Origin of the sequence: Vibrio sp. LaRot3, assembly GCF_027587025.1 — a bacterium.
Lineage (GTDB): Bacteria > Pseudomonadota > Gammaproteobacteria > Enterobacterales > Vibrionaceae > Vibrio.
Genome location: NZ_JAPPTI010000004.1, coordinates 119,443 through 145,063 on the forward strand (window position 1 = coordinate 119,443; position 25,621 = coordinate 145,063).

The 25,621-nt window shown below is 44.9% G+C and carries 23 protein-coding genes; 15 read left to right on the plus strand and 8 right to left on the minus strand.

Features of this window, described 5'->3' with window-relative positions; translation table 11 throughout:
* Positions 1–17 precede the first annotated feature (17 nt).
* The 4 genes from OH461_RS11115 to OH461_RS11130 all read left to right on the plus strand — a co-directional run bounded on the left by OH461_RS11115 (position 18) and on the right by OH461_RS11130 (position 4,088).
* Positions 18–683, plus strand: a complete 666-nt coding sequence (locus tag OH461_RS11115; RefSeq protein ID WP_270020687.1) for a YoaK family protein — start codon at positions 18–20, stop codon at positions 681–683.
* A gap of 265 nt (positions 684–948) precedes the next feature.
* A complete protein-coding gene (locus OH461_RS11120; protein WP_270020688.1) occupies positions 949–2,319 on the plus strand; it encodes a YjiH family protein in 1,371 nt (456 codons plus the stop codon).
* 190 nt (positions 2,320–2,509) lie between these two features.
* Complete coding sequence (locus OH461_RS11125) at positions 2,510–2,992, plus strand: molybdopterin-dependent oxidoreductase (RefSeq protein WP_270020689.1); 483 nt, start codon at positions 2,510–2,512, stop codon at positions 2,990–2,992.
* Positions 2,976–4,088, plus strand: coding sequence for a GGDEF domain-containing protein (locus tag OH461_RS11130; protein ID WP_270020690.1), 1,113 nt, complete (start codon positions 2,976–2,978; stop codon positions 4,086–4,088). Before OH461_RS11125 ends, OH461_RS11130 begins: the two co-directional genes overlap by 17 nt.
* Here OH461_RS11130 and OH461_RS11135 read toward each other — a convergent pair.
* Together OH461_RS11135 and OH461_RS11140 are read right to left on the minus strand one after the other, a co-directional pair.
* A complete protein-coding gene (locus tag OH461_RS11135) occupies positions 4,085–4,555 on the minus strand; it encodes a low molecular weight protein-tyrosine-phosphatase (RefSeq protein ID WP_333482223.1) in 471 nt (156 codons plus the stop codon). The two genes, OH461_RS11130 and OH461_RS11135, sit on opposite strands and share 4 nt — an antisense overlap.
* Entirely contained in the window at positions 4,515–5,915 is a 1,401-nt protein-coding gene (locus OH461_RS11140; protein ID WP_270020692.1) for an O-antigen ligase family protein, read from the minus strand. The genes OH461_RS11135 and OH461_RS11140 overlap by 41 nt, the downstream gene beginning before the upstream one ends.
* Before the next feature lie 188 nt (positions 5,916–6,103).
* On the opposite strand from OH461_RS11140, the gene OH461_RS11145 reads away from it, so the two are divergent.
* Positions 6,104–7,069 carry a porin gene (locus tag OH461_RS11145; protein WP_270020693.1) on the plus strand — a complete coding sequence of 322 codons (966 nt, stop codon included), beginning with the start codon at positions 6,104–6,106 and terminating at the stop codon, positions 7,067–7,069.
* Positions 7,070–7,160: 91 nt separating this feature from the next.
* On the opposite strand, the gene OH461_RS11150 is transcribed toward OH461_RS11145, so the two are convergent.
* A complete protein-coding gene (locus OH461_RS11150) occupies positions 7,161–8,033 on the minus strand; it encodes an NAD(P)-dependent oxidoreductase (protein WP_270020694.1) in 873 nt (290 codons plus the stop codon).
* Between the two features lie 171 nt (positions 8,034–8,204).
* Here OH461_RS11150 and OH461_RS11155 point away from each other — a divergent pair, with 171 nt between their 5' ends.
* From OH461_RS11155 to OH461_RS11165, 3 genes are all read left to right on the plus strand, one after another.
* Positions 8,205–8,846 carry an HAD family hydrolase gene (locus tag OH461_RS11155; protein WP_270020695.1) on the plus strand — a complete coding sequence of 214 codons (642 nt, stop codon included), beginning with the start codon at positions 8,205–8,207 and terminating at the stop codon, positions 8,844–8,846.
* Positions 8,847–8,973: 127 nt separating this feature from the next.
* Positions 8,974–9,354 (plus strand): hypothetical protein, encoded by a 381-nt coding sequence (locus tag OH461_RS11160; RefSeq protein ID WP_270020696.1) that lies wholly within the window; start codon positions 8,974–8,976, stop codon positions 9,352–9,354.
* A 24-nt stretch (positions 9,355–9,378) separates the two neighbouring features.
* Entirely contained in the window at positions 9,379–10,764 is a 1,386-nt protein-coding gene (locus OH461_RS11165) for a class II fumarate hydratase (RefSeq protein WP_270020697.1), read from the plus strand.
* 77 nt (positions 10,765–10,841) lie between these two features.
* Here OH461_RS11165 and OH461_RS11170 read toward each other — a convergent pair whose 3' ends face one another.
* Genes OH461_RS11170 through OH461_RS11185 form a run of 4 tightly spaced genes read right to left on the minus strand, consistent with a single transcriptional unit; the run spans position 10,842 to position 14,939 of the window.
* Positions 10,842–11,747 carry a L,D-transpeptidase family protein gene (locus OH461_RS11170; protein ID WP_270020698.1) on the minus strand — a complete coding sequence of 302 codons (906 nt, stop codon included), beginning with the start codon at positions 11,745–11,747 and terminating at the stop codon, positions 10,842–10,844.
* A 1-nt stretch (position 11,748) separates the two neighbouring features.
* Positions 11,749–13,161 (minus strand): deoxyribodipyrimidine photo-lyase, encoded by a 1,413-nt coding sequence (gene phrB / locus OH461_RS11175; protein ID WP_270020699.1) that lies wholly within the window; start codon positions 13,159–13,161, stop codon positions 11,749–11,751.
* 34 nt (positions 13,162–13,195) lie between these two features.
* Entirely contained in the window at positions 13,196–13,999 is an 804-nt protein-coding gene (locus tag OH461_RS11180; protein WP_270020700.1) for a MerR family transcriptional regulator, read from the minus strand.
* Entirely contained in the window at positions 13,989–14,939 is a 951-nt protein-coding gene (locus tag OH461_RS11185; protein WP_270020701.1) for a YbgA family protein, read from the minus strand. Before OH461_RS11185 ends, OH461_RS11180 begins: the two co-directional genes overlap by 11 nt.
* A gap of 378 nt (positions 14,940–15,317) precedes the next feature.
* On the opposite strand from OH461_RS11185, the gene deoD reads away from it, so the two are divergent.
* The 7 genes from deoD to OH461_RS11220 all read left to right on the plus strand — a co-directional run bounded on the left by deoD (position 15,318) and on the right by OH461_RS11220 (position 24,391).
* Positions 15,318–16,028, plus strand: a complete 711-nt coding sequence (gene deoD, locus OH461_RS11190; protein WP_053439710.1) for a purine-nucleoside phosphorylase — start codon at positions 15,318–15,320, stop codon at positions 16,026–16,028.
* Positions 16,029–16,090: 62 nt separating this feature from the next.
* Complete coding sequence (locus OH461_RS11195) at positions 16,091–17,560, plus strand: lactate dehydrogenase (protein ID WP_270020702.1); 1,470 nt, start codon at positions 16,091–16,093, stop codon at positions 17,558–17,560.
* Between the two features lie 124 nt (positions 17,561–17,684).
* Positions 17,685–19,148 (plus strand): hypothetical protein, encoded by a 1,464-nt coding sequence (locus OH461_RS11200; protein WP_270020703.1) that lies wholly within the window; start codon positions 17,685–17,687, stop codon positions 19,146–19,148.
* 4 nt (positions 19,149–19,152) lie between these two features.
* On the plus strand, positions 19,153–20,733 hold the full coding sequence (locus tag OH461_RS11205; protein WP_270020828.1) for a diguanylate cyclase: 1,581 nt from the start codon (positions 19,153–19,155) through the stop codon (positions 20,731–20,733).
* A 170-nt stretch (positions 20,734–20,903) separates the two neighbouring features.
* Entirely contained in the window at positions 20,904–21,323 is a 420-nt protein-coding gene (locus OH461_RS11210; RefSeq protein WP_270020704.1) for a DUF3302 domain-containing protein, read from the plus strand.
* 2 nt (positions 21,324–21,325) lie between these two features.
* Complete coding sequence (locus OH461_RS11215) at positions 21,326–22,456, plus strand: HlyD family secretion protein (protein ID WP_270020705.1); 1,131 nt, start codon at positions 21,326–21,328, stop codon at positions 22,454–22,456.
* A 126-nt stretch (positions 22,457–22,582) separates the two neighbouring features.
* The gene (locus OH461_RS11220; RefSeq protein WP_270020706.1) at positions 22,583–24,391 is read left to right on the plus strand and encodes a tetratricopeptide repeat-containing diguanylate cyclase; all 1,809 of its coding nucleotides are present in this window, start codon (positions 22,583–22,585) and stop codon (positions 24,389–24,391) included.
* Positions 24,392–24,393: 2 nt separating this feature from the next.
* Here the strand turns inward: OH461_RS11220 and OH461_RS11225 are convergent, their stop codons facing one another.
* The gene (locus OH461_RS11225) at positions 24,394–25,572 is read right to left on the minus strand and encodes an MFS transporter (protein ID WP_270020829.1); all 1,179 of its coding nucleotides are present in this window, start codon (positions 25,570–25,572) and stop codon (positions 24,394–24,396) included.
* Between the last annotated feature and the right edge of the window lie 49 nt (positions 25,573–25,621).

Genomic DNA, 25,621 nt, shown 5'->3' on the forward strand with positions numbered 1-25,621 from the left:
AACTGAGGAGTGTTATTGTGATTTCTCGACTACCGCGCTGGGTAGAGTACGGCGCGCTGTTACTCGCCTTACTGGCAGGCATTGTCAATGCCATCGGTCTTTTAGGTTTCCAGCACCAAGCTGTCTCCCATATCTCCGGCACCGTCACATTGTTGGGCACCAGCATCGAATCGCTCGATGGTATGGCTACGCACCTACTAATGATCTTACTGAGCTTTCTATTAGGTGCGACCTTAAGTGGTCTATTTATTGAAAGTACAGCGCTCAAACTCGGCCGCCGATATGGCGTCGCGCTCTGTATTGAAGCTGGACTGCTGTTTATTGCCTATCTACTGCTCAAGCAAGATAACGTCACCGGACAATACTTTGCTTCCGCCGCATGTGGCTTACAAAATGCGATGATCACCACCTTTAGCGGTGCCGTAGTTCGTACCACTCATATGACCGGAATCATTACCGATCTCGGCATTATGATTGGCGCGCGTATCCGTGGTGAACGTTTCGATTACCGTAAGGCCAAACTGTTTATATTCATTTTCAGTGGTTTTTTATCCGGTGGCATCGTTGGTGCTAAACTTTATACTCACTATCAAATCAGTGCCTTCATGGCACCCATCAGCCTAGCTCTCACTCTTGCCATCGCATACTGGCTGTATCTTTTCTTCTCATCTCGCCGTGCATAATGACAGTTATTGGTTGGAAAACAGATAGTTATTCCAACCTAACTGTCTTTTGTCATCAAAACTTACTCTTGTGCAACAGATAAGCCTATGTATTCATTATGATTAAAAACTTAATCATGAATATTTAGCGATAATTAATGAATAGTATTGCAACACCCTATCAAAAACAGTATTCTTGCCGGAAATAATTAAATATGGATGTTTAGTGAATATCTATGCCAAGGATTCTGGCTTAATATTGACTAGTTGTAACACGAGAAATCTAATGAACAATTCTGCTCAACAGACAGAACAACCAAAGTCAAAAGGCAACTTTTGGGTGTTCTTTATCCCTTCTTTGCTTGGTCTGTTCCTATTTATGGCTCCGGTGAGCTACAACGGTGACCTCACCATTCCTGTTGCTATCTTGGCAAAGTCACTGCAAGCACTATTTGGTGATTTCCTAGTTGAAATGGTAACGGCAATCATCGCATTTATGGCTGCTACATCTCTAGCATGCCGTATTTCAACGCCATCATTCATTGCTAACAACGCTTTCTTAAATGGGCTATTCAACCCAACTCCTCTTTGGTTAGCAGTTCGACTTATTGGTGGTATCGCTGTCGTAATGAGTTATTTCCAAGTTGGCCCAGAAGCCATTTGGGAAGAAAATACAGGCGGCCTTGTTCTGACAGGCCTTTTACCAACACTGTTTGCCGTGTTTATCTTCGCTGGTTTACTACTGCCATTACTGCTGAATTTTGGTCTATTAGAACTGTTTGGCACACTACTCAGTAAGATCATGCGTCCTCTATTTAACCTACCTGGACGCAGTGCAATCGACTGTATGGCTTCTTGGCTAGGTGACGGCAGCGTGGGTATTTTGTTGACCAGCAAGCAATACGAGAACAAGTTCTACACTCAACGTGAAGCAGCCGTTGTGGGTACAACATTCTCGGCTGTATCTATTACCTTCAGCTTGGTCGTGATCGCTCAAGTTGGTTTAGAGCATCTATTCCTACTTTTCTACGGTGCAGTTTGCCTAGCGGGTTTTGTGGCAGCAATGATCATTCCTCGCCTACCGCCACTGAGTTACAAACGCGATGTTTTCATTGATGGCTCAGCGCCAGAAAAAGACTTGGACGCGATCCCTATGAATCACACGACGTTTTCTTGGGGCCTTAGCTTGGCGATGGAAAAAGCAAGCAACGTTAAATCAGTAAAAGGCGTATTCAGCGAAGGTATAAAGAACGCAGTCGACATGGTATTTGGCGTACTACCGGTTGTAATGGGCTTAGGTACTATCGCATTGGTTATTGCAGAGTACACCTCTGTATTTAGCTTCCTAGGTCAACCATTTATCCCTTACCTAGAGCTATTAGGCGTGCCAGAAGCCGCTGCAGCGTCTGAGACAATGGTTGTGGGTTTTGCTGATATGTTTATCCCAGCAATCTTGGCCGCTTCTATCGATAGCGAGATGACCCGCTTTATCATTGCTGCGATGTCTGTTACTCAGCTTATCTACATGTCTGAAGTGGGTGCACTACTGCTTGGTAGCCGTATTCCAGTCAATATCTTCGAGCTGTTTGCTATCTTCATTCTGCGTACACTAATCACGCTGCCTGTGATTGCGGGCTTCGCGCACTTAATCTTCTAGTAAGGTACTCTACTTGATAAGGCTCCTACGGGAGCCTTTTTGCATGAATACGCAAGCAAAATTGACCAAAGATACTCTGCGATTGTTTCATAAACATGAATGTTATTAATAAAATCCTTTCCAATTGTGATGAACAATACATATACTAGCCATCTAGCCGGAAAGTTTATATTTTGAGCAAGTGAATGCGATGAGAAGTTTGATTGCTGTAGCCACCTTAATGATCAGTTGCGCCGTACAGGGCAATGAGCTTCGTATCCACCTACCCGACCAAACCACAATCACGCTCAATAAAGCAGAAATCGAGCAAGAATTTAGTCAAACCTCTTTCACGACCTTATTACCTTGGTTTGAAGACAATCATCAGTTTAGTGGCATTCTTGTTTCACAATTACTCGAGAAATATGACGTCTCCGATGCATTTGCCGTTTCATTTATCGCTCTGAACGACTACAGCTCGACCACCTCAATAGAAGATATAAACAAGTACGCCCCGATGATTGCGATGAAGATGGATGGTAAACCGATGAAAGTTCGACACAAAGGACCGTACTGGTTGGTTTATAATTTAGACGAACACCCCAATATCAACCACGCCAACTATCATTCGCAAATGGTGTGGCAAATAGACGAAATCGTGATTCATAGTGCACAAGATGGTAACAAACAATAAAACAGAATCCTTCATAACTCTCATCGCTCGAGCCAAAGCGATGCTGATAGTCATGACGGCGCTGCTAATCATTGCAAATCTGTACTTTCTTTCGTCTACACGTCAATTAGCGCTCTCCTACTCAGAGCAACAAAACCAAGCCACTTGGTCACTGTTCCAACTGACCAAAGAGTTTTCTACACTGGTAGCCATTACCCCTTTCTCTTTGCAAAGCAGCGAACATCAAACGAAAACAGAGCTCAGCTACGAGCTCACATGGAGTCGATTTGATCTGCTGTTAAATGGTCATGAAGCTGATACATTCATGAACTCGGTTGGCGCGAAAGCCTTCTTTCAACACCTTTTTGAGCGATTACAGAAACTTGAGACGGCGACTTTTTCGCTACAAAGTCCAGATCAAGTCCACCAGCTTTCCTATCAGCTGGAGGATATCTACCAAGACATGCTGGCTTACATTAATCGAAATTTTCGAATCAAAAGCCCAATGTATGAGCAGCAGATGGCGCAAGCGCGTCAACTCAATCAGACTCAAATTATTTTAATGGTTCTGCTGTTTGGCTGCGTCGCTCTGGTGACCTTTCTATTGAATACTGAAGCGAAATACAACAAACAGCTCGCAATGAGCGACGCATTAACCGGCATCGCGAACCGTTTAGCGATTGAAGAAAAAGTCAATCAGTACATTGACAACCAACAAGCTTTCACACTGTTTTTACTCGATTTGAATGGCTTTAAGCAAATCAATGACAAGTATGGTCATCAAGCCGGCGATGCTGCACTCGTCGAACTTGCCCAACGCTTTGAACAGCTGCGCAGTTCCGTTAAATTGACGCCATACCGGATTGGTGGTGATGAATTTGCGATTCTAGCGACTGACTGTACCCATGACATTATTGAGCAATCGGTAGAAACCTTGATGGACTGCTTTAGCGGTAAAATTGAGATCTTACCGAATACTCGCGTACAGCTGTCCACTAGCTTAGGGTTAGCGACCTACCCACATCAAGCAAACAACTTTAGTGAACTTATTAAAATCGCCGATAAAAACATGTATCAAATGAAGTTCACCACGCGGGGTTATACCCATAGTAATTAGAATTTTTTAAGCCATGCTTGGCATGCAGCATCAATTTGTTTTGCTGCGGTTTGGTACTCGGCAATTGATTGACCAAACGGATCTTCGATTGTGCCTTGATCCCATTGGCCTAATAAGAAAGTTTTTCCTCGCGCTGAGCGACTGATATTCGCAACGCCGTTGAGTTGATCTGGGTGCATGATGAATATCACGTCACTCCAATGACAATCTTGGCGAGTTAATTGCTTTGCCGCATGAACCGACAAATCAAGATGATATTGTTTCGCGACGTCAATCATGCTCTTTTCTGCGGGGAAACCTTGTAAGCCGCTTTTGTCTGTCGCGATCCCAGCAGAGCGCACTTCCGCAGCTGGCATTAATTCTTGTAACATGGCTTGGGCAAAAGGGGAGCGACAAATATTCCCCGTGCATACAATCAATACTCGCTCAAACAAGGCGTGTCTCCTGCTTTTTCCGTTGTGTTCCAATTGAGTAACTTGCGCCCACTAAGACCAAAATGGCAATAAAGGTCACCGCATTAGCCGGGGCTTGGAGGTTAAAGTCTACCGTGATATGAATCATCATCGCGATGAAGGCAATTAAACAACCAAATGCCGCCCCTTTGCAGGTTTTGCTTTGGCGGTTTTTCATCACCCATATCGCCATGCCAAACGCCCAAATAACCACAAACGCCAATAAAGCAAATGAGGGCAGCCCTGTTTCAATGATAAATTGCAGGTAGTCATTGTGGGCGTGATCGTAATAGCCGATCGCCCCATGGCTGTAACTTGGGAACACACTATAAAAGCTGCCTAGCCCCGTTCCGGTAAGCAGGTAATCTTTTACAATCGGTAAACTCCAATCTACCACTAAATAACGCGTATCTTGTTCTAGGTGTGAGTCCATAATTCTCTGCTGTACCTGTTCTAAGCCAAAAAAAGAACCCAGTACGAGAATGTCCACGGCAAACAAACTGAAGATTAAAAAGCTTAATTTTGCCGGACGATTTTTATAGCAACCCAACGCAATGACACCAGCAACCAATGTAGCGGCAAAGAAGGCAGCATTTCCCATTCGAGATCGGGTCATCACCAATGCAATCACCATAATGATCAGCGCAAAACGAATCATCATTTTCCGCGACATCATCAACTGTAACAAACTGAACATGCGTTCTTGCCATGAGTCCGATTGACGGCGACTCATATCGATCACTATCAAACCTATACCCATGCTCAAGCACAACAACAAGTAATTGGCTAAATGGTTTTTATACACAAAAGAGCCAGTCGCGATATCCGTTTCAGCGAGGCCAAAAAACCACGATTGCTCTGTACCAAGCAACACATTTAAAGAAGCATACACCGCTTGAATAGTGCCACTCACCAACAATGCTAGCATCACGGCCTTAAGGCGTTTTTTACTGTGCGTTAAAATTGCCAAGCAACTGGCGAACACAAGGTAATTTAACCCTTTTAGTAGTGATATATAGGTAGAGCGTGGGTCGAGCGACAGATAACCCACCTCAGCGCCAACACGCTGATAGGCTATCGCCGCAGAGGGAGAGAACCACTCAAGCCATGTGACAGGCATCGGCAGCAATTGCAGCGCCACCCAGCATTGAAAAAGCGCAAGAGGTATCAACAGCCAATTGTATCGCTTTAAGCGCCTAATAGGGGAAAGTGAAGAACGTCGGATAGCATCAAACAATATCACCAACGCAGTAATACCAATCCAACATTCGGCAATCGTCCATGCCCAAATTCGATTTGAGCCAAGTGGTATAGGCAGCCAAACCAGTAATAACAACAGGCTCGCGAAGCAATAACGTTCCAGCTTATTTTTCACAACACACATCCATGTATACAAAGCTTGAAGAGTGTCAATTTATCGTGTGTTTAAGTCAAAATATCAGGCGAGGAACTTCCCCCACTTATCAAATATGAGACAAATTCGACTGGGTATTTATATTATATTTTCCAGCTGACTCACGGGTTGCTCGATACTCAACCACAATATGGATTAATGGACGAACCATGAAAGCCCACATTTTGTCTCTGCTCACTTTGTTTGGCATTAGCGCCCCTGCATTTAGCTATGAAGCGATAGACAACGACATTGCTTACTTGCATTTTTATGGCTTAGTGAAAGCCAGAGCCTTATTTCTCGATCACGAAGATAATGACTACAGTTTTGGTGACTCCAAAATAGGTGTAGAAGGGCGTTACGCCATCACTGATATGATATCTATTGCGGGCGGAACCGAAGCGCAAATTAACCTTGATGCCGATGAAGACAAAGATGAAGACGACCTATTCATCTCTCAATACTATGCGGGTATCTATACTGAGCCGTTCGGCCAGCTCACGTATGGCAAGCACGCAACGTCATCCGATGATTTGAATGGCATCGACTATTCGGAAGCCTTCGGTGGCGAAGCCAACCTAAACGCCGTAGGTGTCAAAGGCGATACACTTAAGTACAAATACGCGAACGAACTCTTTACTATCAACGCCACATACGGCTTTGAAGATGGTGACCAACAACGAACTGTTAAAGAGTTGTTTGGCCAGTACAATTTAGGCGATATGGCGTTAATCGCTGGGGTTGGTCATACCGAAACCCATTTGGCGAATAACTTAACGGATGCCACCTATTTTCAAACCACACTACGCTTTGAAATGGGTGATACAAACTTTGGTGCAACCTATTACCATCAGGATTTTGACAACCAATCATCGCCGAGCCGCTCTGTTGATAAAGACGCCTTTGCAGTATCAGGGCAAATCGCCTTTGTCGAAGGTGTCACTGGTTACGCAGGCCATGAAGTGGTTTACGAGGAAGAGCAAAATGGAAGTGATGGCACACTCAACAATAGCTACGCCGGTGTTTCTTATGTTCCGGTTGAATGGTTTAAAGTGTTTGTTGAAGCGAATTATGCCAAACCCATCAATAACCGTTCAGAAACCAACTTCGCAATTGGTGCAGCTCTAGTTTGGTAAATTCTATCGTTCCCCATGGGATCTATGTTTAAAAAGACAAAAGGCTTGGTAAATAACCAAGCCTTTTGTTTAATCATCAATGTCGAACCATTTAGCGTTTTAACGCCTTGATAAGCACTGAAGTATCCATTCGACCTAAGCCCTGTTTTTGCAACTCTGCGTAACGCTGATCCACTTGCTTAGTTAACGGCAGTTCTAAATTGAATCGCTCCGCTTCTTGTAAACAGAAGCCGAGATCTTTTCTCATCCAATCAATAGCAAAACCAAAATCAAATTTATCTTGAGCCATGGTCGCCGCACGATTTTCCATCTGCCATGATCCCGCAGCGCCATGCTTCAGCGTGTCGACTACTTGAGCGATGTCCAAACCGGCTTTTTCAGCCAATAGCAGCGCTTCGCTTAACCCTTGTAACACACCACCAATGCATATTTGGTTAACCATCTTGCAGCGCTGACCTTGACCATTTTCACCCAATAAGGTGATTTGCTTGGCGTAGCAGTCCATAACTGGCTTAACTTGTTCAAACGTCTGAGACTCACCGCCACACATAATGGTTAGTACGCCATTTTCAGCCCCTGCTTGACCACCGGATACGGGCGCATCAATAAATTGAATCCCTTGCGCTTGAGCCGCATTAGCCAACTCAATTGCCAGCTCTGCAGAGGTCGTCGTATGGTCGACAAGTACTGCACCAGGCTTTAAACCTGCAAGAATGCCTTGTTCACCATAAACCACGCTGCGCACGTCATCATCGTTACCCACACACACAAACACGATATCGCTCTCTTGCGCTGCTTGTTTTGGCGTCTCACATGCTACACCTTGGTAGTCTTGCTGCCACTGATGCGCTTTAGCTAGAGTTCGATTGTACACCTTGGTGTTGTGTCCTGATTGACTCAAGTAACCTGCCATCGGGTAACCCATCACACCTAAGCCAACAAAGGCGACGTTTTTCATCTCCATTCCACTGCATCCTTATTTTATTAATGTTACGCCATTGTAACCAGTTGCTAGTTGAAGTCGATATACTTTCTCTCATCATACAATTGAAAATTGTTGATATTTCAATCGCGAGTTAACGCTATTCATGCCACAATGACGGCTCTTTACGTTTAACGATTGTGCTGTACTTAAATGAAAATCAAAGCTGCTATTTTTGATATGGACGGTCTGCTACTCGATACAGAACGAGTTTGCATGCGCGTTTTCAAACAAGCTTGCCAAACCGTCGAGCTACCCTTCTATGAAGATGTTTACTTATCCATTATTGGCCGCAATGCGGCTGGGATTGAAAAGATCTTCCGCGATGCTTACGGAGACGATCTCGATAGACTGCACCCAGAATGGCGCAAGAACTACGATGCTATTGTTCGTCATCAAGCTATTCCGCTAAAAGAAGGGGTCGTTGAGCTATTAACCTGGTTACGTGCTAACGGCATTGCCACTGCTGTCGCCACGTCAACGCACAAAGATCTCGCAACAACGAAGCTAAAACTGGCGGGTATTGATCAATACTTTGATGGCATCACTTGTGGCGACGAAGTCACCCATGGCAAGCCTGACCCAGAAATCTATCATCTTGCCGCGCAACGTTTAGGGGTAGAACCAAAAGACTGTATCGCTTTTGAAGACTCTAACAACGGTGTGATTTCAGCGGTTGCCGCACAAATGACCACCTATCAGATCCCAGACTTGGTCGAGCCAAGTGCTGAGGTCAAAGCGCTCGGCCATCATATTGAGCCTTCCCTGCTTGCGGTTTTAAACCAACTTCGCTAAATCAAAGTGAGTGCGCTCTAATGAGCGCACTATCAAAATAAAAGTCATCTAATCCCTTATTTTTACAGGGGTTGCCATAGTACCATTAATTGATAATAATTATCATTACATTATCAGTGAGGTGATTATGGAACCACTACAGCCCGTCTACAATGCCTACTTCAAAGCACACGATCGCTTTATTACCGACATGCCTGCTGATGGCTTTGAACCAGACGTCATTCAAGATTACATCCACTGGGCACTGACACTCTCATCCTATTATGAACCCGATGCTGAGTTTGAAAGTGTGCTGCTGTGTGAACTGTACTTAAGAAAGCTCTACTTTCACCTGCTCGATGCGATTCAAGATCCTACTCGCAGTCGTATCTTCCGCCGTGTTTGTCTAGACTCAATCCATACCCCACTGCTATGCCTAAAACGTTTCTACTACCAATGGGACGATGGCGATATCAAGTTTCTCCACCTACAACAACAACTACAGTGCGTTCAAGCACCATTAGATTAAACCAATGAAACAAAAGGATTCTTTATGACACAGGAATTTCGTATTGAAACGGACAGTATGGGCGAAGTTAAAGTACCAAGTAACGCGCTTTACCAAGCTCAAACCCAGCGTGCGGTTGATAATTTTCATTTCAGCCAGCACAAAATGCCCGTTTCTTTTATCCAAGCCCTCGCCTATATTAAACAAACTGCCGCATTAACCAATGCACAACTAGGTCTACTCGAGGGCGATATCGCCAACGCGATTGCCGACGCAGCGCAAGACATTATCGAAGGTAAACATATCGAACATTTCCCGATTGACGTTTATCAGACAGGTTCAGGCACTAGCTCCAATATGAATGCCAATGAAGTGATCGCCACTTTAGCCTCTACGCAATTGGGCGGTGATGTTAATCCAAACGATCACGTCAACATGGGACAAAGCAGTAACGACGTTATCCCTACAGCAATACAAGTAAGCTCAGTACTGACCATCGAAAACCAATTACTGCCAGCCTTTGATCACCTGATTAAACAACTTGAAGCTAAGCGTGAAGAAGTTGGTCAAAGTGTAAAAACAGGCCGCACCCACCTTATGGACGCCATGCCAATCACCTTTGATCAAGAGCTTGGCGGGTGGCAATATCAAATAGAGCACGCTAAACACTCTATTGAGCAGAGTTTAAAAGCGGTGAAAGCGCTGGCGCAAGGGGGAACAGCCGTGGGTACCGGTATCAACGCCGATCCCCGCTTTGCGGCTGCGTTTGCCGATAACCTCACTCAAGCAACTCGTATTGAGTTTACCGCTAGCGATAACTTCTTCTTCAACCTAAGTAGCCAAGATGCGATCGTCGCTTTGTCCGGCTCACTAAAAACAGCAGCCGTTGCGATTATGAAAATGGCGAATGATCTTCGTTGGATGAACTCGGGTCCACTGGCAGGCTTAGGTGAAATTGAACTTCAAGGGTTACAACCTGGCTCATCAATCATGCCGGGCAAGGTTAACCCTGTAATCCCTGAGGCAGCTGCGATGGCGGCCGCACAAGTGATTGGCAACGACACCACCATTACGATTGGCGGCCAAGCGGGTAACTTCCAACTCAACGTGATGCTCCCCGTGATCGCTCACAACATTTTAGAAAGTATTGAACTGCTCAGCAGCAGCGCAGCGGCACTTGCGGATAAAGCGATTGCAACGTTCACTGTTCGTGAAGATAACCTTCAACTGGCGCTGGCGAAAAACCCAATATTGGTTACTGCGCTAAACCCTGTTATTGGCTATCTTAAAGCCGCAGAAATTGCGAAAAAAGCTTACAAAGAAGGGCGAGCGATCATTGATGTTGCCGAGCAAGAAACGGATCTTGATCGAGCAACGCTAGAACGCCTGCTTGACCCTGCGAAACTAACCCAGGGCGGAGTCGCAGAATAAGTCGTTATTGAAAGGAAGCAAAGAGGGCGAAACGCATGTCGCCCTCGTTGATAAAGGCTTAACGCAGAGCTAAGCCTTTAATAGGTAAACGTGGGTGGAACAATCTCAACAGGAACACCATTTTGCGCCAATATCACCGCTTTGGCTTTGGTGTCTGATTGCTGAGAAGCTTGCAGCCACCATTGCAGCTCTTGAGGTAGCTCGAGTATTTTTTTACTACCATCGCTGCGTGTTAGCGGCTCATGAGCTTCGATAAACACACTTCTATCAGGCTCTAAAGCAACTTTGATAGGTTCATTGATCACCGTCACTCGCTCACCTAAATTCACCTGCGCAAACAACCACGAAATATCTTTAGGGTTCATACGAATACAACCCGAGCTTACCCGCAGCCCAATACCAAAATCTTTATTCGTGCCATGGATAAGGTAATCGCCTACCCCATATGCCAAGCGCAGTGCATACTCACCAAGCGGATTGTCAGGCCCAGCAGGCACAACCGCAGGTAGCTCAACACCTTTCGCTAAATACTCTTTGCGAATGGAACTTGGCGGTGTCCACGTTGGATTTGGCCGCTTTTGACTGATCGTTGTTACCATTTCAGGCGTATCTCGCCCAATCCGACCAATGCCGACCGGAAAGATGTGTACCTTGTTTAACTGAGGCTCAAAGTAGTACAAACGCAACTCGGCAAGATTGATCACAATGCCTTTACGTTGCACATTGGGCAAAATAATCTGCGTTGGAATTGTTAACACATAACCTTCTGGCGGCAAAAAAGGGTCGATCCCTTGGTTAGCGGCCATTAAAGAGAGAAAACCCACATCGTAATCTTTTGCGATATCCGCAAGGCTTTGCCCTTTTTCCACTTGGTGAAATTGAGTGCGCCCTACAATGCTACTGCCTTCGATAGGTAAGTCATAACTCTTCGCCCATAAAGGAGTACTCATACAACAGACAATCACGAGCAGCTTTCGCAGCATATTAAGAATCCTTCGCTTGTTTAAACATTTGCAAGGTTAGCGCCCTTTCGGTTTTGTGATCAACTATTGGCGACGGATATGACAAGCTACTAACATTGGCCCATAACCAAGGCTGATGAATAAACTTATCTGGCACATCTGCAAGCTCTGGCAACCAATGGCGAATAAACTCTCCTTTGGCATCAAATTTCTCACTTTGCGCCATCGGATTGAAAATCCGGAAATAAGGTTGAGCATCGCAGCCTGTGGAAGCGCTCCACTGCCAACCGCCATTATTGGCAGGGTAATCGCCATCAATAAGATTAGCCATAAAGTAGCGCTCACCGTGACGCCAATGAATATGTAAGTGCTTAGTCAAAAAGCTCGCGACAATCATTCGCAGACGGTTATGCATCCAACCGGTGTTATTCAGCTGTCGCATGGCGGCATCAACTATCGGATAACCCGTATTGCCCTGCTGCCAAGCCGCTAACTTGTCAGGATCGTGGTGCCAATGAATATTATCTGCCCAGCTCACAAAGTTGTGCCCTTTAGACAGTTTAGGTTCAAAGTGAATCAAATGCTGATAGAAGTCACGCCACACCAGTTCACTTTGCCATATTTCTCTACCTGCACTCATTGGCGGTTGCTGACCGTAGAACAAACGCGCTAAACATTGACGAATCGACAATGCGCCTATTGCCAAATAAGGTGAAATTTTGCTTGTACCATACAAAGCTGGAAAGTCTCGCTGCTGATGGTAATCATCGACGGAGTCGGTACAAAAATCGCGTAACAATTGACGAATCGCTTTCGTTTCCGCTTGGTAACTTTGGCTAGATTTACGAGGATAATCAAAACGACACTCGGGGCTAAACCTAAGTTCATGTTGGTTTAGGCCATCAGTTTTCCTAACAACCGTTGGTTTAGATACCATCAAAGGCTGGCCTGATAATCGCGCTAAATAAGCACGCTTGAAGGGCGTGAAAACTTTGTAATATTGCTGCTGCTTGTTAACGACTGAACCGGGCGCAAACAGGCATTTATCATGATGGCAAAGCAGCTCGATAGAAGTCGATGATAAGCTGCTTTGTAACCGAGCATCGCGCTGGCTTTCATTCCACTCGTACTCTCGATTCAAATGGATATGAGTGACATCGAGAGAAACCGCTAGGCTTTGCAAGGCGTCGACGCTGTCTGAAAACGTGTCCACTTGCATGTACAACAGCTCGATATTGAGAATCGCAAGGTCGCGCTGCAAACAACTCAAGCGACGAAATATTAAATCGGCTTGAATGGGTGCTAAGTCATGGCTTTGCCATGTTTTGGGTGTGGCAATATACACCGCAACAACTGGCTCGCCTGTTCGCGTTGCCTCAATCAAGGCGGTGTTGTCTTCTACTCGTAAATCGCGCCTAAACCAAACTAATTGCATACCCATACCTTAAAATCTATGTACCGACCTAACCCTAACTGGTGACTGCCATTAATGAAGAGAGCAAATCATTAGGGATCATTTTCTCCCCCATCTGCTCCGACAGGCGGCTGAGCAGTTTGACCTGCGTTGCCGAAGGCGCTTGTGAACTGTGCAGAGCCAAATGAGTAAAGCTGCCGATAGAAGCATGGTCAATCAAACCAGAAACGTCCGAGACTCCTTCTAGCAAGCTGATATGCAATCCTTTCTCAAGCAAACTTAGCGACCACATTTTTAGACTGAGTGAGCCAAGAGGGTCAAAACTCACGACTAAACATTTGCCTTTGTGCGCCGCCTTATTTTCAGATTCAATTATCTCACCAAGCTGCACGCTCAATATTGACTGAATCAAACCGAAATGGAGGCTTCGCTGACCCTTTTTCATTTGTTCAATGGCAGCAAAAATAGGTGTAACAAACCGCGACTGCACAATATTCAATGGGTACTCTTTAAAAACCGTTGTAACAATCGATTCAGCACGTTGGCGATTAAGCTCAGAAAGAGCCTGCAATAGAGGCTCAACTTCATCTAGCCGAGAGGATTGTTCATTAACCGAAGCGTTCAAATCGCCACTTTCTAGCAAGCCTTTCACCTTGCCAATCGCGACCCCTTTTGCCAGCCAGCCTTGAATTGCTTTTATTTGCTCCAGATGCTGCTCTGTGTATAAACGATGGCCTTTTTCCGTTCTCTGAGGCTGAATAATGTTATAACGGCGCTGCCAAGCACGAAGCGTAACCGGTTTTACTCCAGTCAGCTCCGCCACTTCACGAATCGCATAAAGCTTGTTGTCACAATCCATAGCGTAGACGTAACTCCTGTGGATGAGGGTTAAAAAACGTTTGATGATTTAGATAGTTAGATGGATAACGACTCATATGATGTTTTAGAAGGACCAATGGTGCAAGTAGTGGTAGCACACCAACACGATAATCATGAATTGTTTGGGTTAACTCTGCACGTTCCGATTTTTGCAGATTACGTTTGAAGTAACCTTGGATGTGCATCAATACGTTAGTGTTGTTCTTACGACTTGCTCGATGAGTCATCGCTGTCATCAACCCATTACGATAAATGTGGTAAAACTCTTCTGGCTGGTAATCCTTCACATTCGCCACCAATTTTCCTAGCGCTTTATACGACGCAGGGTGATGTGCCATTAAGGTCAATTTATAACGAGAGTGAAAAGCGACGATTTTTCCCGGTGTCGGCTCACCTGCCATGGATTGATAAAAATCATTTAAACAAAATACACGAGCCACAAAGTTCTCTTTCAGAACTGGGTCATTCAAACGACCATCTTCTTCTATTGGCAACCAAGGCATCTGTTTCATCAACTGCTGAGTATATAAGCCAACCCCATTATTATCGGCATTATGTTTGCCGTAAATTTTGACGCGCTCCATGCCACAAGTTGGCGATTTCGCACAAACAATGTAGCCGCACAAATCTTGCTTCGCTAAGCCGCTAACACGCTGCTCGGCGTAATTCACCATGGTTTGAGTGTGTTCTTTTGTCGCGTCTTTTGTCTCGACTAACGCGACACGCTCTTTGTCTGAGATTAAGCGGATAGTCGGACGAGGCACCGGCATGCCAGATTCCACTTCCGGACAGATAGAAAGAAAGTCAAAATGAGTCGCTAACTCTTGGTGTACAAAACGGCTGCGCTTATGACCGCCATCAAATCGTACTTTCTCGCCCAACACACATGCACTTACGCCAACTTTAATTTTTGTATCCATGGTAATTACTCCGCTCAGTAAAGTTGTACAAAATTAATATACGTATAAGTATTAGCATAAAGATCATGAATTATACAAAAAATTTTTACGTACAACTCTGTACAACAAACCTCTTTCGAAGGTTAACTTTCAGCTTAATGAGAGGATTTTTACCATCGATACAACTGATTGAATATTTCGCAAACGTTTCCCGAATCGATTGCATTACCACTTTCAACAAAATTAGTTATCAAGGGGCGTTAGAATGGCATAATCCGCATTTTTTGTGACGAGCTTCTCAAGGAATCCCGCCATATCTAGCTAGTATGGCTTCAACAGATTTATTGAAGTTCAACATAATTAGTAATCAGAACTTACTAACTCATTGGAGTAACGACTATGGCAACCCCACACATTAACGCTCAACCTGGTGATTTCGCAGAAACTGTTCTAATGCCAGGCGACCCACTACGCGCTAAATACATCGCAGAAACTTTCCTAGACGATGTTAAACAAGTATGTGATGTACGTAATATGTTCGGTTACACAGGCACTTACAAAGGTAAAAAAGTATCTGTAATGGGCCATGGTATGGGTATCCCATCATGCTGTATCTACGTTCACGAATTGATCGCTGAATACGGCGTGAAAAACGTAATCCGCGTAGGTAGCTGTGGTGCAGTACGTGACGACGTTAAACTAATGGACGTTGTGATCGGTATGGGCGCGTCTACGGACTCTAAAGTAAACCGTATTCGCTTCAACAACCACGATTTCGCGGCTATCGCTGACTACGGTCTACTAGAAGAAGCGGTAAACCAAGCACGTGCACAAGAAGTACCAGTTAAAGTAGGTAACGTATTCTCTGCAGACCTTTTCTACACTCCAGAAGCTGACATCTTCGAGAAGATGGAAAAACTAGGCATTCTAGGTGTTGATATGGAAGCTGCGGGTATCTACGGCGTAGCCGCTGACCTAGGTGCTAAAGCACTGACTATCCTAACTGTTTCTGACCACATCATCCGTGGTGAAAAACTAAGCTCAGAAGAGCGTCAAAAATCGTTCAACGATATGATGAAAGTGGCACTTGAAACTGCAATCAATATCTAAACGCTTTGTCTTCGCTGCCAAGAATACTTCTTGGCAGCCCAAATTATCCCGAGGGGGCGATTGTGACATCAGGCAACCTGCCTAAGGAAGCAAACGGGTTACAACTCAACTTTTGTAAAACATTGGCGTGTGACAACTTTGGATTGAGTGATGCACAGCATTACATTGTGCAACATGCTAACCCTAAGCGACCTGCGATGGTTTGCCGCGAGTGTGGCGCTTTCCCCCCCTTACTTAACAACCAAGAAGTCCTCAACGAGTTACAACGTTTAAGACAGCTTCATTGTGAAGGTCTGCCTGCGTGTCGTAACGACAGGTGTGACTACTTCGGCCTCTCTGTTCATACCCATAAGCACCTTTATCATGCCTTTGGCTACAGTGGCGATCGCCAACGTTACCGCTGTAAATGCTGCCAATCCACCTTTGTTGATAAGTGGTCTGGGATAAACAAAAAACTCGCTTTTCAAGAAAACCTCCTTGGTTTGCTCTTTATGGGCTACTCGGTGCGTGAAATTTGCCGCAAGCTAGAGATTAATCCAAAGACGTTTTACGACCATGTTGATCATATTGCCAGCCGATGCCGCCGCAAGCTCGCGATGTTCGACGCTCGTTGGGTCAACCATGCTGAGCACTACGAACTTGCCTCCCACTACATGCCATTACAGCCAAAAAGTAATAACGGCGTACTGTGGATAGCCACCGGTGAAGCTCACTCTGGCTATATCCTTTGTCAGCATGTCAATTATTCGGCGGAAGAAGAACCCATCGGAGAGGTGGATCATAACCCTTTCGATTCGTCGGCTCGTTTTGTGTCTAGAGAACACTATTCAGAAGCGAATCAACCCGCACCTGAGCCCTCTCCCGTTCTGCGCGAAAGAATTGATCAGCAATATCAAACCATCTTGGCTCGTGGCAACGTCGAAGACCCAATGGGTAACCTCACTGTCTTCAATTACCCTTCAAAAGGGGCATTAATTCGTCCACCTTACACCTCGTATGCTCATTTCTTACATGTGTTGGATATGTGCGACCAAGAGCGGCAAGTTTCGATCTATTTGCCGCAAGACCCAGTGCTAAGATCTGCCGCTTTAAGTGTTTGTTTGCCGAAAATTAAATCTGATTCGGTCGATTTAATGTACGTTGAAGAAGATGCAAATTGGCAGCTGAATCGCAGTTTAGACAAAATTGACATTGTGCACATGGGGTGGTGGCGAGACCGCTGGGCAATCGCTCATTCAGGCGCACAAGCTAAAGGCATCTGTTACCTTGCAGGTACTAACAATAACCCACGTCTTTGGTTGAACAAGGCCTCAATCGGAAAAACTGAGTTCTACCAAAATCGATTCCAACTTTTGTTTGAAGGTTTCATTAACGAACCTCGTCGCAAATTACGCCCAGCTGGCCTGCTTCCAGTATTGGATATTTTTAGAGCATGGCATAATCTTTGCTACCAAGATAAGCAAGGGGCAACGGCAGCACAAAACCTTGGCTTAACACAATCGCCTTTGACACTGCGCCAACTCCTTTCATAATTATCATTAATGTGAAGTAGCCCATTAAACCATCGATCAGATGGTACTTTTTGTAGCGAATGACATGCTGCTATTCATATAATGCTTTTGTATTATCGCCGTTTGCTGTTAAGGAATTGATTCATTGGATAAAAGCCAGCAATTGCTAGAAATAGAAATCGAACAGCTTAAGCCGCGCGTGGAATTTGAGCCGGAAGCCGTGTTGGCGATTGCTGAACAATGCGCATTCCGGGCCAATCAAATCTTATACCCCGAAGGTGTCATCGAAAGTTTAATTTTAATGTCTCGATGTTACTGGGCGCTGATGGATTACCGCAAAGGCTTAAAGTGCATCCGAGACGCTCATACCAAAATAAGCCAAATCGATAACGACGATTGCCTACCCGAAATTCTACATATTCATGCGCTTCACTTCTGGGGCCAAGCTAAATACTACTCAGCCCAGCAATTCTGGATTCAAACACTCGAGCAAGCTTCATTTGTCGATCAGGTCGAGTTCCAGATTGAAGCTTTGATTGGCCTTGGCAACGTTTGGCGCATTACCGACGAATACAATCTAGCCCTCACCACCCATGAACTTGCGGCCAAGGTGGCCAACATTAAGCGTATTGAGTGGCTGGAAGGCAAAGCGCAAATTCTACTCGCGTGGGATCACTACTTACTCAACAACTATGTTGAAATGCTTTCGATCTTAGATAGTGCCGCAGAAAACCTAAGCAATCATAACAACAAAACTTGGCAAGCAGAGATTTGGGATTTTCGTGGTTTGGCATTACTAGGGTTAGAGCGCCTTGAAGATGCCGAACTCGCAACCAAAAAAGCACACGAACTTGTGGTCGAAAATGACCTCACTTGGATGAAAGCGCACTCTTACATTAGCCGTGCTCGCTTAGAACTACTGCGCAAAGACGCAACTAAAGCCAATGAACTACTGACCATCGCCGAGCAATCGGCCGATGCGTTTGATAATGGCGAGCTGCTTTCACAGATTTATTTTCAGCAGTCTGTCGTTGCCGAAGAGATTGGCGACTACCGCATAGCATTGGATGCTTTTAAAAAATACCGTTCTCACAGCAACGACATGCTGCGCGAACAAACCTTCCGAGAAGGCAGTGATAAAGCACGCTCATCGAAACGTATTTTAGAACAGCGCGCCCGTAAGCTTATCAATCGAATTAGAGCACAGTTTGAGTACGACCCGAACAACCATTTAACTCAAATCGTATCGGAAACTTATTGGTGGGAGCAGCTAATCCTATTCAAAACCGAGCTGAAAAAATCCAATCACGCAGTGATTATGATTCATCACTCTGACTCTCGCTGCCTCGAAATTTGTGCCGAATTGGCTCACTCATTATGCAATCCAGAAGATCTTATCGCACGTCTTAGCTCAGAAAGACTAGGCATTCTTCTGGCTGAAAAAGATAAAGAAGCCAGCGACTTCTTTAGAGTGCTCGCGCAAATGATTGAAATATATCCTTGGCATCGCAAAGGGATAAAGCACTCATTACCTAAAGTGGAATTACAAGATATTCTCACCTTCCCATTCACCTTGGATCAGCTCGAAGAGAGTCAGGTAGGCAATTAGTATGATGGAAGTCTTCTTAAATAAAATCTCAGATGCCGGCCTTGATCCTGCCTCCGTCTCCGGTGAAGACGCTTTAATCTTTTGGAATCACGTTCGTCAGCATGTGGCAACAACGCCACAGGAAAAAGCGCAAACACTCATCATTAGCGCTGAATTTCGTACCTCTCTCAAACAGTTCCAAGAAGGCATTGATGAGCTGCGCGCGGCATTAGAGTTACTTACTTTGCCTAACGACGCTGAACTGATTCTTGAAGTACGTGGATTGCTTGCTAACCGTCTGGTTGACCACGGAGACTTCGCGGCGGCGTTAAATGAATACACCAACTCCTCAACGATTGCCGTAGACAACGGCTACATTGATGCTTATGTATCCTCGGTTATCGGTATGGGTAATCTGTGTGATGCCTATGGCGATCACAACCGCGCGCTGCGCTATTACCAAAAAGTTGACTCCATTGATCACGCCATTAGTAGTCGCTCACTCCGCTTGCGTTACAAGCTCTACATGCTGTCTTGCTACATTGAGTTAAACCGCCTCTCTGCGGCAAAAGACTTGATCAAAGAATGTGAAGAACTTGGTATTTTAGTCAGTGATAAAGTACTGGCAGGTCAAACGCTACTTTACCAAGCTAAATTACTGCGTCAGCAAGGCAAGCTAGAAGAAGCCATGCGTTGCCTAGGCCATGTGCAGTATGCTGCTGGTAACATTAACTCCAATTGGCTTTCGAACATGATCCGCATGGAGTTAGGTTGCTGCTTAAATGAAGCAGAAAAAACCCATTTAGCCGATTGGGTCTTAGAGAGCGCCCACAAGCGCATTAAGCGTGAGGGCTCACCGATCCTGAATCTCAAGCTTTGTAACGCACTCGCATCTGTGTATGAAAAGCAAGGCAATCACAAAAAAGCCTTAGAATACCATCGCCGCGCGTTTCGTATTGAAAATGACTTAATGAAAAAGATCCCAATTTGCGAATTGGGCGCTAGCCAATTACGTCGATTGTCTCGCTTTGAGCTGCAGCTCAAACTGATCCTCTCTGAGATCGAAAATCGTGAGCTTAAAGAAACGACCGAGCACCAAAAACACGCGGTAGCTCAATTGCAGCAAGACGTATTCACCGACCCACTTACTGGGCTGCACAACCGCCGTTGGCTCGATGTAAAACTCAAAGATTTACTGCTACACGAAACACCCTTTGCCCTATTGGTTGTCGACATTGACCACTTCAAGTCCATTAACGATGAGTTGAGCCACCTAATTGGTGATAAAGCTATTGTTAACGTCTCTTCAGAATTGGCGTCTTACTTTAAGTTCCGCGGAGCATCATGCGTTCGCTTTGGTGGTGAAGAGTTCTTAGTCATATTGGAGCGCCATAATGTCGCTCAAGCTGAAATGCACGCAGAAAACTACCGAGACCGTATCTTCCAATTTAATTGGCAAGAGATTCTTGGCGAGCGCGGCCTCACCGTCAGTGTTGGAATTACCTTACATCGTGAAGGCGAAAACACCCAACGAACCTTCTACCGAGCCGACAAAGCACTGTACCGAGCCAAAGCAAACGGTCGTAACCAAGTTTGCTGCGAATAGCCTCCTCTCCCATTAGGCCATGACATTTCGGCATGGCCTTTTACTTTAAAAAAACATAATTTCTTCAATAATTTATTCCATTATTTTCTATAATAATTAAAAGAAAACGATACACATTATTAACGTTTATAAAGTATGCTATTTGTTGAGTTTTTACTTAAGGATGAATTATGTTTCTCGACTATTTTGCACTAGGGCTATTGATATTTGTCGCTCTGGTCATCTTCTACGGCATTATTGTCATTCACGATATTCCTTACGAGATATCGAAAGAGCGCGACCATCCTCATCAAGATGCCATTCATTATGCTGGTTGGGTCAGTTTGTTTACGCTCCATGCGCTTTGGCCATTCTTATGGATATGGGCAACACTTTGGCGCAAAGAACGAGGCTGGGGCTTTCAACGTCTTGAAGAAGAACAGCACGATATTCATCACCGCGTCGATATACTGATTGACCAAGTTCAAACCCTGCAACAAGAAGTCAGTGAACTAAAACAGGCTAATCAATCTTTAATCACTGAAAAATCAGATAGCCATCAAGCGCCTCTGTCGCCTGAAAATACTAACCACCAAAGTGAGGAGAACTGATTATGGATCTACTGCTCATCCTCACCTATGCCGCTTTATGTATTACCATCTTCAAAGTATTTCGCATCCCGCTAAATAAATGGACCGTCCCTACTGCGGTATTAGGCGGTGTTGTGCTCATTGGTACGCTGATTTTGCTGATGAACTACAACCACCCTTTCACTCAGATTGGTAACCAAGTTTACTCTTCTACACCAATCGTATCGGGTGTTCGTGGCCGTGTCATTGAAGTGCCTGTGACTCCAAACCAGCCTCTTAAGCAAGGTGATGTCCTATTCAAAATCGACCCGATCCCATATCAAGCAACCGTCGATAAAATCAAAGCGCAAATCAAAGAAGCCAGTCAAGGCGCACTTGGTTTAGAGTCCGGCTTACAAGAAGCACAAGCGGCACAGCTAAAAGCGATTGCTGACCGAGATAAGGCGGAGCGCGAATACTCTCGATACCAGCGCGGTTTTGCTAAAGGCGCGTTCACAGAACAGCAAGTGGATACCCGTCGCCAAACGTATAAAGCAGCTCAAGCTGCATTAGAGATTGCACAAACCAAAGTAGAACAAGCGCAGATCGCCCTTAATTCTGAAATCGGTGGTGAGAATACCGCTGTCGCGAAACTGTTGGCTGATTTACGTAAAGCTGAGTTCGATCTTGAACAAACCACCGTGCGCGCACCAACAGATGGCTTTGCCACCCAGGTTGCCTTGCGCCCTGGGGTTATGGCGGTACCTTTACCACTGGCACCTGTGATGTCGTTTGTTCACAGCGAAGATCTACTTTATACCGCAGCGTATCGTCAAAACTCATTGCAACGCCTAAAACCGGGCTTTGAAGCTGAGTTTTTATTCCGCTCACTACCGGGCAGAGTATTTAAAGGTGAAGTAGTGGAAGTGTTACCAGCCATTGGCGAAAGCCAATTCCAAGCTCGTGGCGCGTTATTTGGCTCGGATGCACTAAGAACCAACGGGCGTGTGTTAGTCACTTTACGCATTACCGATGATCTCAGTGAGTACCAACTACCACTTGGTACTGCATTTGAGGCGGCGGTTTACTCAGATAGCTTCACCCATGTATCCATTATGCGTAAAGTGCTTATTCGAATGAAAAGCTGGCAAAATTACTTATATTTAGACCACTAGCATCATTGATAGAAGCGTCAAGTAAGATATACATCAAGCTTTTAATGTACTTTACCTAATTTGATTGTTAATAGCCTAGAGGCGCGAGTAAAATCGCGCCTTTCCTTTTTACATCGTTCAGGTTCCATGATTTCTCATCTTATTAAGCTGCTCGCTTGTCTCTTGCTTATCATGCCATTCCGACTGATGGCAAATAGCGCTATTCAGCAAGGGTTTGACCTACTCAAACCTAACCCAGCAGGTGCGCTAGAAATCATCCAACCACTTGATGTGAAATCTTTATCCGTATTAGAACAACTCCAATACGCCCACCTGTTTGTTTCTTCAAATAACCTACAAGGTCATTACCCAGCAAGTATTCATTTTATTGAAACGACTACGCTGCCGACGCCAAACAATGCCGAAGAATTTCGTCAGATGCTCAATCTAGCCATTCGCATGGCGTGGCCTTACGAAGCGACTGGCCAATTCGACGCGGCGCTAAATTGGTACAAAACAGCAGAAGACATCGCACTGCGACTGCAAGATAAAGAAGAACAAGGATACGTGAAGCTGCAATACAGCGCAGTGTACATGCAGCAAGGTTATTCATGGCAAGCATTAAGCATTGCCAAAGAAGCTCAACAATTACTGATGCACAGTAAAGATGAAGTCATTATTGCTGATCTCAATAGCCAACTTGGGATTCTTTACTACCTTAACGGGGATTTTGCTGAGTCTATTGCGCTACAAAACAAAGTTCTTGTTCAAGCAGAAAAAGATCACAGCGTACAAGAGCGCTCTGCCGCCCATTACAACATCGCCAACGCTTACTTAAAGTGGGGAAAAGAAAGCAATAAAGGGCTCAAATTACTCAAAGCTAATCAACACTACAAACAAGCCTTGGAACTGGCGATAGAGTTAAACTCTAACTATCTAATAAGAAATAACCTACTTGGCTTGGTCGCTCTGCACACCTATTCAAATAATCTTTCTGTTGCGGGCGAGTACGTCAAACAGCTGTTAAACCTAGATGTCGAAAATCAAGGTTTTAGTGCACTATCATTTAATCTCATTCTGGCGCAATACTATGCTAGAACTAAACAAACCGAAGCTGTACAGCCTCACCTAGATGTCGTTATTGAATACTTTGAAAAACACGATAAACGTCTTCCAAGCTACGCAATCATCAAGCAAAAAGAACTGGCGGAGCTGTACGCGAATCTGGGCGACTATCAATTGGCTTATGTGTGGCTCGAGCGCTACAACAACCAAGTCTTAAGTACCCAACAGCTAAACTTGCAACAACAAGTCGCTACACTTAAATCCGAACTGGATAACCAGCGCTTACTGCACGAAAATAGCCTACTTAGCTTGCAAAGCCATCGCTCTGGCATCATCACTTTCATTGCGTTATTGATTGTCTGTATTACCGCCGCGATGCTTTATTGGCAGTACCGTAAGAAACGCTTGTTCTACAAACTGTCGAACACTGACTTTTTAACCGGTATTGCCAATCGTCGTTTCATCATGGAAGAAGGTGAACGCTTATATAAACGTCAACAACTATCTAGCATCGTACTGGATATTGATCATTTCAAATCAATCAACGACCAATTTGGTCATGATACCGGAGATCTTGTACTCAGTGACGTAACGAGCATCATGCAGCAGTTTTTGTCTCACGGTGAAATGCTAGGAAGAATTGGTGGTGAGGAATTTCTTATCTTACTACCCAATATCTCTCAACAAGAACTACAAGAATATGCGGAGAGCTTGCGGGTGATGATAGAAAGTCATCCATTTAAGACCCATTTAGGTCAACCGCTGCAAGTCACTGCGAGTTTTGGCCTAGCGGCCTATAAAGCAAAAAGCTTGGCTACGCAATTTACTAGCGCAGACCAAGCTCTCTATCAAGCCAAACAACAAGGGCGAAATTGCTGGGTGCTAGGCTGACCCTAGCTCCACTTCATGACGCGAACTTCATTACCTTCTTCGGGTTTGCGCGGGATGTTCAATGACAGCACTAAAGATACACCCGCCATTGCTGCACCGATAAAGAACACAGCAGAAGGCGACACTAGCCAAATCAAACCAAAGGTTACCGGTATCACTACCGCTGCTATGTGGTTAATAGTAAACGAGACACCCGCCGTGGAGGCCATGTCCGCAGGATCGGCTATTTTTTGGAAGTACGTTTTAATCGCTAACGCCAGTGCGAAGAACAAATGGTCAATGATGTACAGCGCAGCAGCCCACTCCGCGGTTTGCACAAAAGCATAGCCAACAAATACGAAGATCAGACCGACGTATTCAAACATTAGCGCCTTACGCTCACCAACACGACCGATAAACTTACCGATACGTTTAGCAAACAAAAAGTTGAACACATAGTTAGCGACAAACAGCAAAGTAATATCTGCGGCAGAATACCCAAATCGCTCAACCATCAAAAAGCCAGCGAATACGGTGAAGATCTGACGACGAGCACCACTCATAAAGGTCAGTGCATAGTAAAGCCAGTAGCGCTTTCTCAGCACCAGCTTTTTATTTTGCGCCACTTTGGTTTCAAATTGTGGGAAGGTCATGGCAATCCACATCACCAAGACAAAACCAATACCGCCAAACAGTAAATAGACCCATTTAAAATCAAGTTGGAACACCTCCAAGCACACCCACAGCGAGCCATAGGTAAGCAATGAAGCTAGTGCCCCAACTGAAATATATTTACCCAGCATTTCTGGTGCTTCTTCTTTACTCAACCACTGTAAAGCAAGCGACTGCTTTAAGGTTTCGAAGTAGTGAAACCCTGTCGACATCAATAGTGTTGTCAAAAGCAATCCAGTCAGAGAGGGGAAAAAACCTGTAATTGCACTGCCCAAGGTAAGCATGGCCAGTGACACAATCATAAATCGCTGTTCACGAATAAACAGCAAAACAAAGATCACTGTAAATGCCAAAAAGCCCGGGATCTCACGAACACTTTGCAATAAACCAATATCAGCACCATCAAAATTAGCGCGCTCAATCACGAAGTTATTCAACAACGCCATCCAGCTTGAAAAGGCAATCGGTACAATAATGGAGATGATCAGTAAAAAGTTTTGAGGCGTTTTCCACGCCGAGGGTTGGTTCATCATTTGCTTCCTATTTGTTCAAGCTTTCTACACTACCTCGCCGACCTAG